This window comes from Acidovorax sp. 94 (genome assembly GCF_003634645.1).
Lineage (GTDB): Bacteria > Pseudomonadota > Gammaproteobacteria > Burkholderiales > Burkholderiaceae_C > Acidovorax > Acidovorax facilis.
Genome location: NZ_RBJA01000001.1, coordinates 1,654,779 through 1,670,547 on the forward strand (window position 1 = coordinate 1,654,779; position 15,769 = coordinate 1,670,547).

The following is a 15,769-nucleotide window of genomic DNA, read 5'->3' on the forward strand; positions in this document are numbered from 1 at the left end:
CCCGCAAAAAAGCCCCGTATTTGCGGGGCTTTTTTGATACTGCGGGTACCGCAGTTCAGCAGATGGCTCCAGGGAGCTGCTGCATGCACTGGTGCGAGGTTGTGTTCGAACGGCCGGGCGCGGGTGCGTTTGCCTTTGCCGTAACCGAGCCAGCCGCTAGGCCTTTCACCACGGCATCCCCGGTCTGAAGCGATCGGTCGAACACCAGCGACTCGCCAAATACCAGCTCCACCCAGGTCGGGTAGGTGTAGGCTGTACCACGGTTATGGTCCACCACTGCGCCGATGACGCCGCCAAGGACGATATTCCCCGCCATCCCGCCATTGGGGCGGGATATCAAGCGTGCGTTGGCTGGCTGCTCTCCATTCTTCGTGCAGACGATCGTCATATCGCCCGCTGAACGGCGCAGTGCCTGCGTGCCACCAGACTTGAAGCTTGTCGATCCATAGTCATTAGTTGCCACACAGTCGGCGCCAGCTACCACCGCGCCACTCTTTTGCCTTGTATCCACGCGGACGCCGTGGGTGGTGTCGTTCGTTACCGAAGCACACCCGACCAACGTCATTGCGGTTGCCACTGCCATCAATGCTTTCACAAGAATCCCTCCCAAGTCATTTTGTAGTCACACACAAGCGCTTCGGGCGAGTTCAGGGGAACCTCGCAAGGCCCCGTCTTCAGCGCCGCCCCCGGCATCCATCCAACGAATTCAAGGGACACCTGAAAACTCCCCGCGCCGTCTCGTACCAGCCAGCCGGTCCAGACGCCCTCATTCGAGCGCAGGATGGTAGTGCGAGAAATACGCTCGACAGCGATGGGCTTGCGAACTTCGGGGGCTACCGAAACACAATGTTTTAACGCTTGCATCTTGCAATCAAGATACCGCCATGCCCTTTGTGTGCATACTTATTGCTTGGACCCGAGCGCACATCCCCTTTTGTTGCATTTCACAAGGACCCCAACCATGACCACTCGCCGCATCTTTACTGGCAGCCTGCTCTGCACCTCGATGGCCCTGTCCACAGCCCTGACGCTCGCACCATCGCTGGCCACAGCGCAGTCCAAGCTCAAGGTTGCGGCGATCTACACGGTGCCTTTTGAACAGCAATGGGTCAGCCGCATCCACAAGGCGCTTAAGGCGGCCGAAGCACGCGGCGAGATCGAATACAAAGCCAGCGAGAACGTCAGCAACGCCGACTACGAGCGGGTGATGCGCGAATACGCGACCGGCGGCAACCAGCTCATCCTGGGCGAAGCCTTTGCGGTGGAAGCCGCCGCCCGCAAGGTGGCCAAGGACTTCCCCAAGACGTCGTTTCTGCTGGGCTCGTCGGGCAAGCCGCAGGCGCCCAACTTCAGCGTGTTCGACAACTACATCCAGGAGCCCGCGTACCTCAGCGGCATGGTCGCGGGCGGCATGACCAAGACGAACAAGATCGGCATGGTGGGTGGCTTCCCCATCCCCGAGGTCAACCGCCTGATGCACGCCTTCATGGCGGGCGCCAAAGAGACCAACCCCAAGGTCGAGTTCACCATCACCTTCATCAACAGCTGGTTTGACCCGCCCAAGGCCAAGGAAGCCACCTTTGCAATGATCGACAAAGGCGCCGACGTGCTCTACGCCGAGCGCTTTGGCGTGAGTGACGCGGCCAAGGAAAAGGGCAAGCTCGCCATCGGCAACGTGATCGACACCCAGCCGCAGTACCCCGACACGGTGGTGGCATCGGCCATCTGGCACATGGAGCCCAGCATCGACCGTGCGCTCAAGCTGGTCAAGGAAGGCAAGTTCACCGCCGAAGACTACGGCCCGTACTCGATGATGAAGCACAAGGGCTCTGAACTCGCGCCGCTGGGCACGTTCGAGAAGAAGGTGCCCGCCGACATCGTGGCCAAGGTCAAGGCGAAAGAGGCCGACATCCTGGCGGGCAAGTTCACAGTCAAGGTAGACGATAGCCAGCCGAAATCGACGGCCAAGTAAGCACTGAATGTGGCGGGCACCCACCCTGCCCGCCCCTGTTCCAGTCTGTGCACAGGCCACCCCAGCAAAGCGGTGGCCAGTTTGTTTTTTCGCGTTGACTGCGCGCACCGCTGTTTTTCTTTGACGAGGCACCACACCCATGCAATCCCTCCCCGCCGCCAAGCCCTCCCTGATCTCCCGGTGCACACGCCTGCTGGGCACCCTCACCCTCGCCGCCGTGGTGGCAGGCTGTGCCGCCACCGCGCCCGGCAAGACGGCGGTGCGGCTGGACGACACGCCCCGCATCGCCGTCATCTCTGCCTTCGCCCCCGAGCTGACCGTGCTGCTGCCCCAGGTGCAGCAGGCCGCCAAACACAGCATCAACGGCGTGGAGTTCACCACCGGCACGCTGGAGGGCAAGCCTGTAGTGGTATTCCTCTCCGGCATCAGCATGACCAACGCGGCCATGAACACGCAGTTGGTGCTGGACCGCTTCAATGTGAGCCATGTGGTCTTCAGCGGCATTGCGGGCGGCGTCAACCCCAGCCTGCACATTGGTGACGTCACGGTGCCCGCGCAGTGGGGCCAGTACATGGAATGGCTGATGGCGCGTGAAGACAAACCCGGCCAGTACAGCGCCCCCGCCTGGATGAAAAGCGAGCTGACGATGCCCGCCTTCGGCATGATGCACCCGCGCCCGGTCGAAGTGCGCTCGGCAGCCCAGCCCAAGCTCTCCAAAAAGTTCTGGTTTGAAGCTGACCCGAAGATGCTAGCCACCGCCCGCAGCCTGCAGAACGTGGGCCTGGAACACTGCCTGGCCGCCACCTGCCTGAAGCAGCGCCCACAACTGGTGGTGGGCGGCAACGGCGTATCGGGCCAGGCCTTTGTGGACAACAAGACCTTCCGCGAATACGCGTTCAAGACCTTCGAGGCCAACGTGCTCGACATGGAAACCGCCGCCACCGCCATGGTGGCGCACAGCAACGGCGTGCCCTACATCGCGTTCCGCTCGCTGAGCGATCTGGCGGGCGGCGGCGAGGGCGAGAACGAAATGGGCACCTTCATGGGCCTGGCGGCGGCGAATTCGGCAAAGGTGCTGCGCGCGTTTCTGGCGGCCTGGAAATAGATGGACTCCACCACAGCGCCCGTCCTGCGCCTGTCGGGCATCACCAAGCGTTTCGGCAAGCTCGTCGCCAACGACAACATCAGCCTGACGCTGGCGCGCGGCGAAGTGCTGGCCCTGCTGGGCGAAAACGGCGCGGGCAAGTCCACGCTGATGTCCATCCTGTTCGGGCACTACGTGGCCGACGAAGGCAGCATCGAAGTCTTCGGCCAGCCCCTGCCGCCCGGCCAACCGCGCGCGGCGCTGGCCGCGGGCATTGGCATGGTGCACCAGCACTTCACGCTGGCCGACAACCTCACGGTGCTGGACAACGTGCTGCTGGGTAGCGAGCCGCTGTGGCAGCCCTTCTCGCGCCGCAGCGAAGCGCGGGCCAAGCTGCTGGCCGTTTCGCAGCAGTTTGGCCTGCCAGTGAGCCCCGATGCGAAGGTCGGCAGCCTTTCGGTGGGCGAGCGCCAGCGGGTCGAAATTTTGAAAGCGCTCTACCGGGGCGCCCGCATCCTGATCCTGGATGAACCCACTGCCGTGCTCACCCCGCAAGAGAGTGAAGCGCTGTTCGACACCCTGGCGCAGATGGTGGCGCAGGGCCTGTCCATCATCTTCATCAGCCACAAACTCGGCGAGGTGCTGCGCGTGTCCCACCGCGTGGCCGTGCTGCGCCAGGGCAAGCTGGTGGCCGAAGCGCCTGCACAGGGCACAACGCAGGGGCAGTTGGCGCAATGGATGGTGGGCCACGCGATCGAAGTGGCCGAGCGCCGCCCAGCACAGCATGTAGGCGAGCCTGTCTGCACCCTGAGCAACGTCAGCACTGCCCCCATGGGGCGCGATCGATTGAACAATGTGTCTCTCACCCTGCGCGCGGGCGAGATCGTGGCAATTGCAGGCGTCAGCGGCAACGGCCAGGTGGCGCTGGCCGATGTACTGTGTGGCGTACGTGCGGCCTCCTCCGGCGCGGTCACGCTGCGTGGCGCACCGCTCCAAGCCCGGCCCGCGTGGCTGGTGAGCCAGGGCGTGGCCCGCATCCCCGAAGACCGGCACGCCGTGGGCGTCGTGGGCGACCTGCCCGTGTGGGAGAACGCCGTGTCCGAACGCCTGCGCGGCCCTTCGTTTGCACACCCGTGGTTCCGTGCCTTCTGGGTCAAGCGCCGAGCGGCACGCCAGCATGCGCAGCGCGTTGCCGAGACCTTTGACGTGCGCGGCGGCGGGCCCGATGCGCCTGCGCGGGCGCTGTCGGGCGGCAACATGCAAAAGCTCATCCTGGGCCGGGCCCTGATGCCGCCCAAGGATGCCTCAGGCAGCACCGCGCAAGCGCCCCAGCTCATCGTTGCCCACCAACCGACCTGGGGGCTGGACATTGGTGCGGTGATGTTTGTGCAGCAGCAGCTCATCAACGCTCGCGACAGTGGTGCTGCGGTATTGCTGATCTCCGACGACCTGGACGAAGTGCTGGCGCTGGGCGACCGCGTGGCAGTGATGCACGACGGGCACTTGAGCGAGGCCCGGCCCGCAGAAGACTGGACGCGCGAAGCCATCGGCCTTGCCATGGCCGGAGCGACCCACTGAGCGACAACAAGAAAAATCCATGAGACTCGAAAAACGCAACCACACCTCCCCCGCCGCCTATGTGCTGGCACCGGTGGGCGCCGTGGTGTTCACATTGATCGTCAGCGCCCTGCTGGTGCTGTGGGCCGATGCGCCCGTGGGCCAGACTTATGCATTGCTGCTGCAAGGCGCGTTCGGCTCAGTGTTCGCGCTGACCGAAACCCTCACCCGCGCCACGCCGCTGATCCTGACCGGGCTGGCAGCCGCCGTGGCCTTCCGCGCCCGGCTGTTCAACATTGGGGCTGAGGGTCAGCTCTATGCAGGCGCGCTGGCCGCCGTGGCCGTGGGCGGCATGCACGGCGGCACGGGACTGGAGTGGTCGCCCTACCTGCTCTTCCCGCTCATGATGCTGGCGGCTGCGCTGGCCGGGGCCGCGCTGCTGCTGGGCCCGGCGCTGATGAAGGCGCGGCTGGGGGTGGACGAGGTCGTCACCACGCTGCTGCTCAACTTCATCATGCTGCTGCTGGTGTCGGCCCTGCTGGACGGGCCGATGAAAGACCCGCTCTCGATGGGCTGGCCGCAGAGTGTGGCGCTGCAGGGCGACCTGGAACTTTCCAAGCTGGTGCCGCAGACGCGGCTGCACACGGGGCTGCTGTGGGCCATCTCTCTGGCCGTGATGCTGTGGGCGCTGCTGGCGCGCACGGTGCCGGGGTTTGACATTCGCGCGGCCGGGGCCAATGCACGGGCGGCGGGGTTTGCGGGCGTGCCCATCACCCGCACTGTCGTTCTGGTCGCCCTGCTCTCTGGCGGGCTGGCGGGGCTGGCGGGTGCCATCGAGGTGGCGGGCCGCACTGGGTATGTGACGCTCGACATGTCGCCCGGCTACGGCTACAGCGGCATTGTGATTGCCATGCTGGCGGGGCTGCACCCGCTGGGCGTGATTGCGGCGGGCACCTTTGTGGCGGGCGTGCTGGTGGGTGCCGACAGCATGAGCCGTGCGGTGGGCGTGCCGACCTACATTGCGGATGTGATCGTGGCAACCTCGCTGATCGCGGTGCTCGTGGCGGGGCTGCTCACGCAGTACCGCGTGCGCTGGAAGTGAGGGCGGCATGAACCTTCATTCACACCAGAATTTCAAGAAAAATGGGCCGTTACCGCGCGTCCATCATGCCTTTTTAGCTATCAAAAACAAAGCAAACCATACCGGAGCAGCCGCATGACCGAACTGCTCGACATCCTCGCCAACCCCGCGTTCTGGATCGCCACACTGCGCGTGGCCACCCCGCTCATCCTGGGCACGCTGGGGGTTTTGCTGTGCGAACGCGCGGGTGTGCTCAACCTGGGCATTGAAGGGATCATGGTGGCCGGGGCCTTTACCGGCTGGCTCACGGTGTATGCAGGCCATGGATTGTGGACCGGGGTGCTGGTGGCGGCGCTCACCGGCGCTGTCTTCGGGCTATTGCACGCCTGGTTGACCGTGGGGCTGGCGCTGTCGCAGCATGTGTCGGGGCTCGGCATCACGCTGCTGGCCACGGCGCTCAGCTACTACGGCTACCGCGTGAGCTTCCCCAAGGTGAACACGCCGCCCACGATCGAACCGTTTGCACCCATGGAGTGGCTGGGCATTCCGATCCTGTCGGCACAGACGCCACTCACGCTGCTGGCCCTGCTGCTGGTGCCGCTGCTGGCCTGGGTGCTGCTGCGCACACCGCTCGGCCTGGCCGTGCGCATGGTGGGCGAGAACCCGCAGGCGGCCGAAGGCCAGGGCATCTCGGTGGCGGCCACACGCACGGGCGCCATCGTGGCAGGCTCGGCGTTGATGGGCGTGGCGGGGTCATTTCTCACGCTGTCGGCCTTCAACGCGTTTTTCTTCAACATGATCAACGGCCGCGGCTGGATCTGCGTGGCGCTGGTGGTGTTTGCGTCGTGGCGGCCCGGCAAGGCGTTGCTGGGGGCCCTGCTGTTTGCCTTCTTCGATGCGCTGCAGCTGCGCCTCCAGCAGGCGGGCGATGCCTGGCTGCCGTACCAGGTCTATCTGATGCTGCCCTACCTGCTGTCCATTCTGGCGCTGGTGCTCGTGGCACGCAAAGCCGCGTATCCGCAGGCGCTGATGAAGCCGTATCGCAAGGGAGAGCGATGAAGCTTGTTCCAGATACTTTTGTCCGTTGGCTGGCCCCGGCTGTGCTGGCGTGCGCGGGCCAGGCCCACGCACTGGGGATGGAGATGCCGTATGAATCCTTTGCCACTGCACCCGATGTGGACTGGATCAAGGTCTGTGGCCAGTGGCCCGCGCCCGAGCAGCCCGGAGAAAGCCGCGGCATGTATCGCATCGTGCACGCCACACGCTACGCGCAGTCGTTCTTGTACCTGCAGTGGATCGTGCGCGACAGCACCGACAGTGCCACCGAGGTCCATTCCGAGAGCTTTGCGCAGATCAACAACGACCACGCCTCCCTCACGCTGAGCCAAATGAACTGCCAGGCCACGCGCCGAGGCATTCGTTTTACGGCCCGGGCGGAGTCGGGCCATGGAGACCGTGCTTTCCGCATCACCATCGATGCAGGGCACAAGCCAGGCGATGTGCGTTTTCGCACTACTCAGAAGCGCTGAGCCCCTCGACCATGCCCGCCACACCGGTTCATCCCATCGCACCTGCTGCGCTGCCACCCACGGTACTGGCGCGTTGGCAGTTCGACACCACCGACGCCAACCCCACCACGGTGTTGCCCGATGGCTGCAGCGACCTCATCCTGCATACCAATGCGCGCGGCCAGTCTGCCTGGCATATCTCTGCATTGGCCGATGCCGCAATGGTCGTGCCGGGGCGTGCGGGCGAGCAATGGCTGGGCTTTCGCCTTGTACCGGGCACCCGCATTGACGCGCCAGCCTTGTTGAGGTCAGCACAAGCTATCTGGCAGCAGGCCCAGCACCGCGCAGGGCGGCCCTCCTCCAACTTGGCCGGTGGTAGCACAACGGCGCCGGAAGCCTTGTTGCTGGAAGCCATCGACCAGCACACCCGCATAGACCCGCGTGCGCAAGAAGCGCTTCGCGCGCTGGCGCATTGCCGCACCGTGGGCGCGGCGGCGCACAGCCTGGGAGTCTCAGAGCGCAGCCTGGAGCGCCTGACCCAACGTACCACCGGCCAAACGCCCCGCTTCTGGCGCGCCCTGGCCCGCGTGCGCAGAGCAGCACAGGCCTTGGGCACTGTGCAGCCGCTGGCCGAAATTGCGGCGGATCACGGCTTTGCCGACCAGGCGCACTTCAGCCGCGATTGCCTGCGCTGGCTAGGGCAAACACCTGCGTCATTGCGCGGCGCACCGCAACTGCTGGCCACGGTGGCACAGGCGGGCTATGCCTGATTGTTGTGTGCACTTGGCGCTGATGACAGGGCGACGCTGCCAGCGCAGAAGTGATCCCCACAGTTCAAGCGGCCGGCGGCCCCACAGGCGTGCACAGCTCCACCAGCGCCCCGTTGATATCCGCCACATAGGCCACGGTCTGGCCCCAGGGCATCTGCTCCGGCGCCTGCACCAGGCGCGCACCGGCATCCACCGCGCGCTGCACAGCGGCGGCCACGTCGGCCGTGGTGAACGCGATCTCGAAACTGGGCGCATCGGCCGACGCGCGCTGCGGATTCTTGCCCAACTCGGCCATCAGCCGCAGCGACGAGAAGGCCAGTGCGGTGGCTCCGGTGTCCAACTCGCCAAAGTCGCCTGCCTCGTGCACAAAGCGGCGAGCAAAGCCGAAGGCAGCTTCGTAAAAAGCGATGGTTTTTGGAACGTCTTCGACGTAGAGAATCGTGTAGCAAAATTGCATGAGAGCTGCCTTTGTAAGAATGGATGCGCTAAAACGTTGATGCGCAAAGCGAGACCCAGAGCTTAGGCACAGAGCCCGCTCACGTCTTGAAAAAACCCGACACTACGACCTGAACCGCCCACGCCATGCTCGACCTGCTCATCACCCACGTCACCCTGCCCGATGGCCGCCAGAACATGTCGATTGCCGTGCAGAACGGCCGCATTGCCGAAGTGACCGAGGGCCTGCAAGCGCCCGCGCATGAGACGGTAGATGCCGGTGGCCTGCTGGTGAGCCCGCCGTTTGTGGATGCGCATTTCCACATGGATTCGACCCTGAGCTACGGCCAGCCGCGCGTGAACGAGAGTGGCACGCTGCTCGAAGGCATTGCACTGTGGGGCGAGCTCAAGCCGACGCTGACGCACGAGGCCATCGTAGAGCGCGCCCTGCGCTATTGCGACATGGCCGTGGCGCGCGGACTGCTGGCCATTCGCAGCCACGTGGACACGAGCCACCCCAGCCTGCTGCCCGTGCAGGCCCTGCTGGATGTGAAACAGCGCGTGGCGCCCTACCTGGATTTGCAGCTCGTGGCCTTCCCGCAAGACGGCGTGCTGCGCGCGCCGGGCGGGCTCGACAACCTGAAACGGGCTCTGGATATGGGCGTGGACGTGGTGGGCGGCATTCCTCACTTCGAACGCACGATGGCCCAGGGGGCCGAGAGCGTGAAGATCCTCTGCGAGCTGGCCGCCGAACGCGGCAAGCGCGTGGACATGCACTGCGACGAATCCGACGACCCGCACTCGCGCCATGTCGAAACCCTGGCTTTTGAAACCCAGCGCCTGGGCCTGCACGGCCGGGTGACCGGCTCGCACCTCACCTCCATGCACAGCATGGACAACTACTACGTGAGCAAGCTCATCCCCCTGATGGCCGAGGCCGATCTGGGCGTGGTGGCCAACCCTCTCATCAACATCACCTTGCAGGGCCGCCACGACACCTACCCCAAGCGCCGGGGCATGACCCGCGTGCCCGAGCTGATGGCCGCAGGCCTCACGGTCGCGTTTGGCCATGACTGCGTGCTGGACCCCTGGTACAGCGGCGGCAGCGGCGACATGCTGGAGGCCGCGCACATGGGCCTGCATGTGGGCCAGATGACCAGCCAGGCAGGCATGCGCCAGTGTTTTGATGCGGTGACGGTAAACCCCGCGCGCCTGCTGGGGCTGGAGGGCTATGGCATGGCGCCCGGCTGCCATGCAGACTTCGTGCTGCTGCACGCACGCACCCCTGTCGAGGCGATTGCGTTGCGGGCCACCCGCCTGGGCGTATGGCGGCGGGGCCAGCGGCTCGCCAGCAGCCCGGCACCCGTGGCGCAACTGCACCTGCCGGGGCGGCCCTGCAGCGTGGATTTCACGTCCAATTAGCCCCTGGCGCTTATCCAACAAGCGCAACATGCTACAAATTCAATAGTATCCCAAGCATCTACGCCATGCGCGCAATCGTCTTGCGAAACCGCGCCAGCGCCAGGCTGAACAGCACCGCCCCAATGCCCAGCAGCCACACCAGCGACGGCCACACCACCGCCCAGCCCGCGCCCCGGTAGAGGATGGCCTGGGCCAGTTCGGTGAAGTGCGTGGTGGGCGCCAGCGCCATAACGTACTGCACCCACAAGGGCATGCTCTCGCGGGGCGTCATGCCGCCCGACAGCATCTCCAGCGGCATCATTACCAGCACCATCAGCAGCCCGAACTGCGGCATGCTGCGCGCCACCGTGGCCATGAAGATGCCCATGGACGTGGTGGCGAACAGATGCAACGTGGCCCCCAGCAGAAACAGCGGCACCGAGCCCTCGATGGGCACGCCAATCGCCCAGCGGATCACCGCCGTGAGCGACACCCAGGTAGCGACCAGCACCACCAGCGCCATGGCCCAGACCTTGGCCAGCATGATCTCGCCCGGGGTGACAGGCATGACCAGCAGGTGCTCCACTGTGCCATGCTCGCGTTCGCGGATCAGCGCGGCGCCGGTGAGGATGATGGAGAGCATGGTCACAATGTTGATCAACTCCATCAGCGACCCAAACCACGCAGGGTTGAGCGCCGGGTTGAAGCGCGAGCGCACCGTCAGCTCGATGGGTTGCTCGGCCACGGTGCGGTCGCGCTGCACGAACTCCGCCACCTCCAGCTGCACGATCTGCTGCACCGCCCCGTTGGCCGCAAACGCCTGCCCCATGCGCGTGGCGTCGATGTTGAGCTGCACCTGCGGCACCCGGCCCGCCAGCACGTCGCGCTGGAAATGGGCGGGAATATGCAGCACCAGCGTGAAGCGGCCAGCATCCAGCAACGGGTCTACCTCGCGCATGCTGATCATGGCGGGGCGTGTGAACTGGGGCGCATAAAACGCCGTGGCGATGCGCCGGGACAGCGCCGAGTCGTCCTCGTCCACGACGGCAATGGGCACGTGGTACAGCGTCTCAGGCTGCGCCATGCCCGCCGAGTACACCGCCAGCGTGGTGGTGTAGACGATGAGGAACAGCATGGCCGGGTCGCGCCACAGGCTCCACAGCTCCTTGATGCCTAACCGAAATATGTTCGACCACCGGCCACGCAGTGCCATGTCAGGTCTCCTGCTTTTTGAGGAGCGCAATGGCGGTGCCGATGATGATGGGCACCGCCACCAGCATGGGCCAGAACTCGGCCTGCAAATCCTGCAGGCCCAGCGCCTTGTTGAACACGCCCCGGCTGATGGTGAACATGTGGCTGGCCGGGTAGGCCTCTCCGAACCAGCGCGCAAAGCCCGTCATGGACGACACGGGGTTGATGAGCCCCGCAAACTGCACGGCCGGAATAATCGTGCCCACCATGGCAAAGAACATCGCCGCAATCTGACTGCGCGTGACGGTGGAGGCCAGGAGGCCCATGCCCGTGGAGCACAGGCTGAACACCACGGCGGCCAATGTCAACGTGGCAAAACTTCCCGTCATCGGCACGCCAAACACCGTCACCGCTGCCAGGCACATCAGGCCAAAGTTGAACAGCGCCAGCAGCACATAGGGCAGCTGCTTGCCCAGCATGAATTCGGTGCGTGTGGTCGGCGTGACATACAGGTTGATGATGGAGCCCAGCTCCTTCTCGCGCACCACGGCCAGGGCCGTGAGCATGGCGGGCAGCATGAGCAACAGCAGCGGGATCACGGCAGGCACCATGGACGGCAGGCTGCGCACGTCGGGGTTGTAGCGGTAGCGCGGCTCCACCTCCAGCAGGCCCCGGGGCACCACGCCCGTGCGGCTGCGGCTTTGCTCCACCAGCCATTGCTGGTGCAGGCCCTGGGCGTAGCCGATGACGGTTTCGGCGCGCTGCGGCATGGCGCCGTCCACCCAGGCGCCGATCTGCACCGGCTGGCCGCGTGCCACGTCGCGGGCAAAGCCGGGCGGGATCTCCAGCGCCAGCGATATCTCGGCGGAGCGCATGCGCGCATCCAGCTCGGCATAGGTGGTGATCGGCGGCTGCTCGGTGAAGTAGCGCGAGCCCGCCAGGTTCAGCGTATAGGCGCGGCTCAGCGCGGTCTGGTCGCGGTCCAGCACGGCAAAGCGCAGGTTCTCCACGTCCATGCTGATGCCGTAGCCCATCACGAACATCAGGATCAGCGAGCCGAGCAGCGCCATGGCGCCCCGCACCGGGTCGCGGCGCAGCTCCAGCGCTTCGCGCCACTGGGTGCTGTGGATGCGGGCCAGGCTCTGGCGCAGGCGGGTGGGCCAAGTGGGTGCATTGGGCGCGGACACCGGCGATAGCGCAGTGGGGCCCGAAGCCGCCACGGACACAGGAGCGTGGGCCGTGCCCGCAGCATCTTCCAGGTAGCCGATGAAGGCTTCTTCCAGCGTGGCGGCGCCGCGCTTGGCCACGATCTCCTGCGGCGCAGCGCTTTCCAGCACGCGCCCTGCGTGCATCAGCGAGATGCGGTCGCAGCGCTCGGCCTCGTTCATGAAGTGGGTAGAGATGAAGATGGTGACCTTGTCGCGCCGCGCCAGCTCCACCATCAGGCGCCAGAAGTTGTCGCGCGCCATGGGGTCCACGCCCGAGGTGGGCTCGTCCAGGATCAGCAGCTCGGGCTGGTGCACCATGGCCACGGCCAGCGACAGGCGCTGGCGCATGCCCAACGGCAGCTTCATGGGCAACGAACTGCGCACGGCCTGCAGGTCAAAGCGCTCCAGCATGGCCGCCACGCACGCGGGCACCTCGACCTCGGGCACGTGGAACAGGCGGGCATGCAGCACCAGGTTCTGCTCCACCGACAGCTCGCTGTACAGCGAGAACGCCTGCGACATGTAGCCCACGCGCCGCCGCGTGGCCATGTCCTTGGGGTCCACCGGCTGGCCAAACAGCCAGGCCTGCCCGTCGCTGGCAGGCAGCAGGCCGGTAAGCATCTTCATGGTGGTGGACTTGCCGCAGCCATTGCTGCCCAGAAAGCCAAAGATCTCGCCGCGCTGGATGCGAAAGCTCACATGGTCCACCGCCACAAAGTCGCCAAACCGCATGGTGAGGTCGCGCGCCTCGATGGCGACGTTGGTGGCATCGCCAGCCTGCGACCGGTCCAGCGGCGGAATCTGCACCGCCTGGTGGCCCCGGCGCTTGGCCTCGGGCAGCAGTGCCACAAAGGCCTGCTCCAGCGCATCATGCCCGGTGCGGGCCATCAGCTCGGCAGGCGTACCCGTGGCCAGAATGTGCCCTTCGTCCATGGCCACCAGCCATTCAAAGCGCTGCGCCTCTTCCATGTAGGCCGTGGCCACGATCACGCTCATGCCCGGCCGCGCTGCGCGGATGCGGCCGATCAGATCCCAGAACTGCGCGCGCGCCAGCGGGTCCACGCCGGTGGTGGGTTCGTCCAGGATGAGCAGGTCGGGGTCGTGGATGAGTGCGCAGCACAGGGCCAGCTTTTGTTTCATGCCGCCCGAGAGCTTGCCCGCAGGCCGTGCCAGAAACGGGTGCAGGCCGGTGCTGCGCGTGAGTTCGTCAATGCGGCGACGCCGCTCGGCCGCGTCGTGCCCGAACAGGCGGCCAAAAAACTGCAGGTTCTCTTCCACCGACAGCGTGGGGTACAGGTTCTTGCCCAGGCCCTGGGGCATGTAGGCGATGCGGGGGCACACCCGGCTGCGGTGGCGGCCTTTGGCAATGTCGCCGCCCAGCACCTCCACGGTGCCCTGCTGCACCGCGCGTGCGCCCGCCACCAGCGCCAGCAGGCTGGACTTGCCCACGCCATCCGGCCCGATCAGGCCCACCATGCGGCCCGCGGCCACTTCCAAATCGATGTCTGCGAGCGCCACCGTGCGCCCGTAGCGCTGGCCCACGCCACGCAGGCGGGCCACGGGTGCCGCGCTGCCGGGGAGGTTCACTGGCCGGCCTTGACAGCGAGATTAGCGGGCCATTCCACTGCGGGGTCTACCCGCAGCCAGGCCACGCCGGGCAGGCCGGTCTTGACCTGGTCCTGGTGGCGCAGCAGCAGCGCCTTGTCGATCTGGGCCCGCACGCGGAACATGAGCTTCTGGCGCTCGCTGGCGGTCTCCACCGTCTTGGGCGTGAACTGCGCGGTGCTGGCCACAAACGACACGGTGGCCGGGATCACAAAGCCCGGCGCGGCATCGAGCACGATGCGCACCTCGCTGCCCAGCGCTACCCGGCCCGCCACGGTCTCGGGCAAGAAGAAGGTCATGTACACGTCGCTCAGGTCCACCAGCTGCAGCACCCGTGCGCCCGCGCCCACCACCTCGCCGGGCTGCACCACGCGAAACTGCACGCGGCCGTCGCGCGGGGCCTTGAGCTCACTGTCGGCCAGCTCCACATCAATGCGGGCCAGCGTGGCCTGCAGCGCGCGCACATTGGCCTCGGCACTGGTCACCTGCGTGCGCGATGCCCCAATGCCCGCCTGTGCGGCCTTGGCCTGGGCTTTGGCAGCGGTCACGGCAGCCTGCTGGCTGCGCACCTTGGCGCGGTCATCATCGAGCAACTGGCTGGAAAAAAAGCCTTCGCGCGCCAGCTGCTCAGAGCGCGGCAGACGGCGGCGGGCGGTGTCGAGGTCGCTCTCGCGCTGGGCTACCACGGCCAGCGCGGCCTGGTAGTCGCTTTCGCGCTGGGCCACCTGCACCTGGGCGCTGCTGATGGCCAGCTGTGCCTGCTGCAGCCGGGCCACGGCTTCTTCACGCTGGGCCTGCAGGCCGTCGATCTGCATGCGGGCCAGGGGTTGGCCGGCTTTTACGAAGTCGCCCTCGGCCACCAGCACCTCCAGCACGCGGCCCGCCAGCTTGGTGGCCACGGCGATCTCGGTGGCCTCAATGCGGCCGTTGCCGCTCACAAAACCGGGGCCTGGCCCCTGGGCCTGCCAGGGCGCCCAGCGCAGCAGCAGCCATCCCCCCAGCAGCACCACGGCCAGGGCCGCGGCGATCTTCCATTGCTTGCTCATGGTCCATCCTTGTGGGCACATGGGCCCATCGGGGGATGGTAGCTTTGCACTCCACGTTGCCCCAAGCTGCAGCACGCCCTCTCTTGACCTGCATCAATCGTCCCCCCAACATCCGGCTTGCACCGGCCGCGCGTGGCTCTCGCAACCGAAACCCATGACCGCCTTCACCCCCCCGCCCCTTTCCGACACCCTGGCCTGGCTGCTGGGCCGTCCTGTCAGCGCCGAAGACGGGCTGACGGAAGATGAACTGGCTGCCGCAAGCCATCGCCTGGGGTGCCAGGTGCCCCCTGCCCTGCGCGCTTACTACGCCGCCGTGGGCAGGCGTGCCGATTTGATGGCCGGTTTTCAGCGGTTTGCGCCGCTGCAGGATTTGGAGTGCCTGGGCGACAAGCTGCTGTTTCTGGAAGAAAACCAGGCCGTGTGCTGGTGGGCCACCGATGCGCAGCAGCGGGTATGGCAAACCACCGACCTGGACGCCCCCGACTGGCACGAGGAAGACCTGGGCCTGGATGCGTTTTTGCACACCATCGCCTACTACCAGATGGCCCAGGGTGGCTACCCGTTCTGCGGCATGCGCGCGTGCCATGGGTTCTCAACGCAGGGGGACCTGGCAGCGCTGCTGCACGCCATGCAGGCGCAGGCCGTGGTGGATGTAGCGGGGCTGCGCATCTTCACCGTGGGGCCGCAGGCGCTGGTGTGGTACCTGCATGCCGAGGGGGAGCTTGCAGAGCCGGGCTTGTTCCTGAGCGCCCTGGACGCCGATCGCTTTGAGGCGCTGTGCGCCCAGTGGGACTTTGACGATCTGGGCTGATCTGACAATCAGAAAATGTTAAGAAAAATGGCTCCAGCGCTTATTGAACAAGCGCTAATAGCTATATTATTTATAGCAAACAATCTCAGTCAGGGTTGAA

Annotated in this window: 14 protein-coding genes; 9 read left to right on the forward strand and 5 right to left on the reverse strand. The window is 65.9% G+C overall.

From position 1 onward, the window contains the following. Window positions 1–55: 55 nt before the first annotated feature. On the reverse strand, window positions 56–595 hold the full coding sequence (locus C8C94_RS07700; protein WP_199731217.1) for a hypothetical protein: 540 nt from the start codon (window positions 593–595) through the stop codon (window positions 56–58). A 366-nt stretch (window positions 596–961) separates the two neighbouring features. Here C8C94_RS07700 and C8C94_RS07710 point away from each other — a divergent pair, with 366 nt between their 5' ends. The 7 genes from C8C94_RS07710 to C8C94_RS07740 all read left to right on the forward strand — a co-directional run bounded on the left by C8C94_RS07710 (window position 962) and on the right by C8C94_RS07740 (window position 7,972). Continuing rightward, on the forward strand, window positions 962–1,972 hold the full coding sequence (locus tag C8C94_RS07710; protein WP_121420318.1) for a BMP family protein: 1,011 nt from the start codon (window positions 962–964) through the stop codon (window positions 1,970–1,972). Between the two features lie 139 nt (window positions 1,973–2,111). Continuing rightward, window positions 2,112–3,077 (forward strand): 5'-methylthioadenosine/S-adenosylhomocysteine nucleosidase, encoded by a 966-nt coding sequence (locus tag C8C94_RS07715; RefSeq protein ID WP_199731219.1) that lies wholly within the window; start codon window positions 2,112–2,114, stop codon window positions 3,075–3,077. After that, window positions 3,078–4,634, forward strand: coding sequence for an ABC transporter ATP-binding protein (locus C8C94_RS07720; RefSeq protein ID WP_121420319.1), 1,557 nt, complete (start codon window positions 3,078–3,080; stop codon window positions 4,632–4,634). A gap of 19 nt (window positions 4,635–4,653) precedes the next feature. Beyond that, window positions 4,654–5,715 carry an ABC transporter permease gene (locus tag C8C94_RS07725; RefSeq protein WP_121420320.1) on the forward strand — a complete coding sequence of 354 codons (1,062 nt, stop codon included), beginning with the start codon at window positions 4,654–4,656 and terminating at the stop codon, window positions 5,713–5,715. A gap of 114 nt (window positions 5,716–5,829) precedes the next feature. Next, window positions 5,830–6,753, forward strand: coding sequence for an ABC transporter permease (locus C8C94_RS07730; protein WP_055396734.1), 924 nt, complete (start codon window positions 5,830–5,832; stop codon window positions 6,751–6,753). Beyond that, window positions 6,750–7,223, forward strand: coding sequence for a hypothetical protein (locus C8C94_RS07735; protein ID WP_121420321.1), 474 nt, complete (start codon window positions 6,750–6,752; stop codon window positions 7,221–7,223). The genes C8C94_RS07730 and C8C94_RS07735 overlap by 4 nt, the downstream gene beginning before the upstream one ends. An 11-nt stretch (window positions 7,224–7,234) precedes the next feature. Next, a complete protein-coding gene (locus tag C8C94_RS07740; RefSeq protein ID WP_121420322.1) occupies window positions 7,235–7,972 on the forward strand; it encodes an AraC family transcriptional regulator in 738 nt (245 codons plus the stop codon). Window positions 7,973–8,036: 64 nt separating this feature from the next. Here C8C94_RS07740 and C8C94_RS07745 read toward each other — a convergent pair whose 3' ends face one another. Further along, window positions 8,037–8,429, reverse strand: coding sequence for a VOC family protein (locus tag C8C94_RS07745; RefSeq protein WP_121420323.1), 393 nt, complete (start codon window positions 8,427–8,429; stop codon window positions 8,037–8,039). Window positions 8,430–8,554: 125 nt separating this feature from the next. Between C8C94_RS07745 and C8C94_RS07750 the strand changes: the two genes are divergently transcribed. After that, window positions 8,555–9,829 (forward strand): amidohydrolase family protein, encoded by a 1,275-nt coding sequence (locus tag C8C94_RS07750; RefSeq protein WP_121420324.1) that lies wholly within the window; start codon window positions 8,555–8,557, stop codon window positions 9,827–9,829. A 58-nt stretch (window positions 9,830–9,887) separates the two neighbouring features. Here the strand turns inward: C8C94_RS07750 and C8C94_RS07755 are convergent, their stop codons facing one another. The 3 genes from C8C94_RS07755 to C8C94_RS07765 are packed head-to-tail and all read right to left on the reverse strand — an operon-like array spanning window position 9,888 to window position 14,858. Then, complete coding sequence (locus C8C94_RS07755; protein WP_121420325.1) at window positions 9,888–11,021, reverse strand: ABC transporter permease; 1,134 nt, start codon at window positions 11,019–11,021, stop codon at window positions 9,888–9,890. Between the two features lies 1 nt (window position 11,022). Then, complete coding sequence (gene rbbA, locus C8C94_RS07760) at window positions 11,023–13,794, reverse strand: ribosome-associated ATPase/putative transporter RbbA (RefSeq protein ID WP_121420326.1); 2,772 nt, start codon at window positions 13,792–13,794, stop codon at window positions 11,023–11,025. Next, window positions 13,791–14,858: an HlyD family secretion protein gene (locus C8C94_RS07765; RefSeq protein ID WP_121420327.1), complete on the reverse strand. Its 1,068-nt coding sequence runs from the start codon at window positions 14,856–14,858 to the stop codon at window positions 13,791–13,793. Before C8C94_RS07765 ends, rbbA begins: the two co-directional genes overlap by 4 nt. A gap of 154 nt (window positions 14,859–15,012) precedes the next feature. Between C8C94_RS07765 and C8C94_RS07770 the strand changes: the two genes are divergently transcribed. After that, on the forward strand, window positions 15,013–15,669 hold the full coding sequence (locus tag C8C94_RS07770) for a hypothetical protein (RefSeq protein WP_121420328.1): 657 nt from the start codon (window positions 15,013–15,015) through the stop codon (window positions 15,667–15,669). Window positions 15,670–15,769: the final 100 nt, after the last annotated feature.

What these genes read in the sequence shown, in the direction of transcription:
- C8C94_RS07735 (WP_121420321.1), top strand. Translation starts at nt 6,750, where the DNA reads ATGAAGCTTGTTCCAGATACTTTTGTCCGTTGGCTGGCCCCGGCTGTG.
- C8C94_RS07725 (WP_121420320.1), top strand. Translation starts at nt 4,654, where the DNA reads ATGAGACTCGAAAAACGCAACCACACCTCCCCCGCCGCCTATGTGCTG.
- C8C94_RS07770 (WP_121420328.1), top strand. Translation starts at nt 15,013, where the DNA reads ATGACCGCCTTCACCCCCCCGCCCCTTTCCGACACCCTGGCCTGGCTG.
- C8C94_RS07715 (WP_199731219.1), top strand. Translation starts at nt 2,112, where the DNA reads ATGCAATCCCTCCCCGCCGCCAAGCCCTCCCTGATCTCCCGGTGCACA.
- C8C94_RS07720 (WP_121420319.1), top strand. Translation starts at nt 3,078, where the DNA reads ATGGACTCCACCACAGCGCCCGTCCTGCGCCTGTCGGGCATCACCAAG.
- C8C94_RS07740 (WP_121420322.1), top strand. Translation starts at nt 7,235, where the DNA reads ATGCCCGCCACACCGGTTCATCCCATCGCACCTGCTGCGCTGCCACCC.
- C8C94_RS07755 (WP_121420325.1), bottom strand. Translation starts at nt 11,021, where the DNA reads ATGGCACTGCGTGGCCGGTGGTCGAACATATTTCGGTTAGGCATCAAG.
- C8C94_RS07750 (WP_121420324.1), top strand. Translation starts at nt 8,555, where the DNA reads ATGCTCGACCTGCTCATCACCCACGTCACCCTGCCCGATGGCCGCCAG.
- C8C94_RS07730 (WP_055396734.1), top strand. Translation starts at nt 5,830, where the DNA reads ATGACCGAACTGCTCGACATCCTCGCCAACCCCGCGTTCTGGATCGCC.
- C8C94_RS07745 (WP_121420323.1), bottom strand. Translation starts at nt 8,429, where the DNA reads ATGCAATTTTGCTACACGATTCTCTACGTCGAAGACGTTCCAAAAACC.
- C8C94_RS07765 (WP_121420327.1), bottom strand. Translation starts at nt 14,858, where the DNA reads ATGAGCAAGCAATGGAAGATCGCCGCGGCCCTGGCCGTGGTGCTGCTG.
- C8C94_RS07710 (WP_121420318.1), top strand. Translation starts at nt 962, where the DNA reads ATGACCACTCGCCGCATCTTTACTGGCAGCCTGCTCTGCACCTCGATG.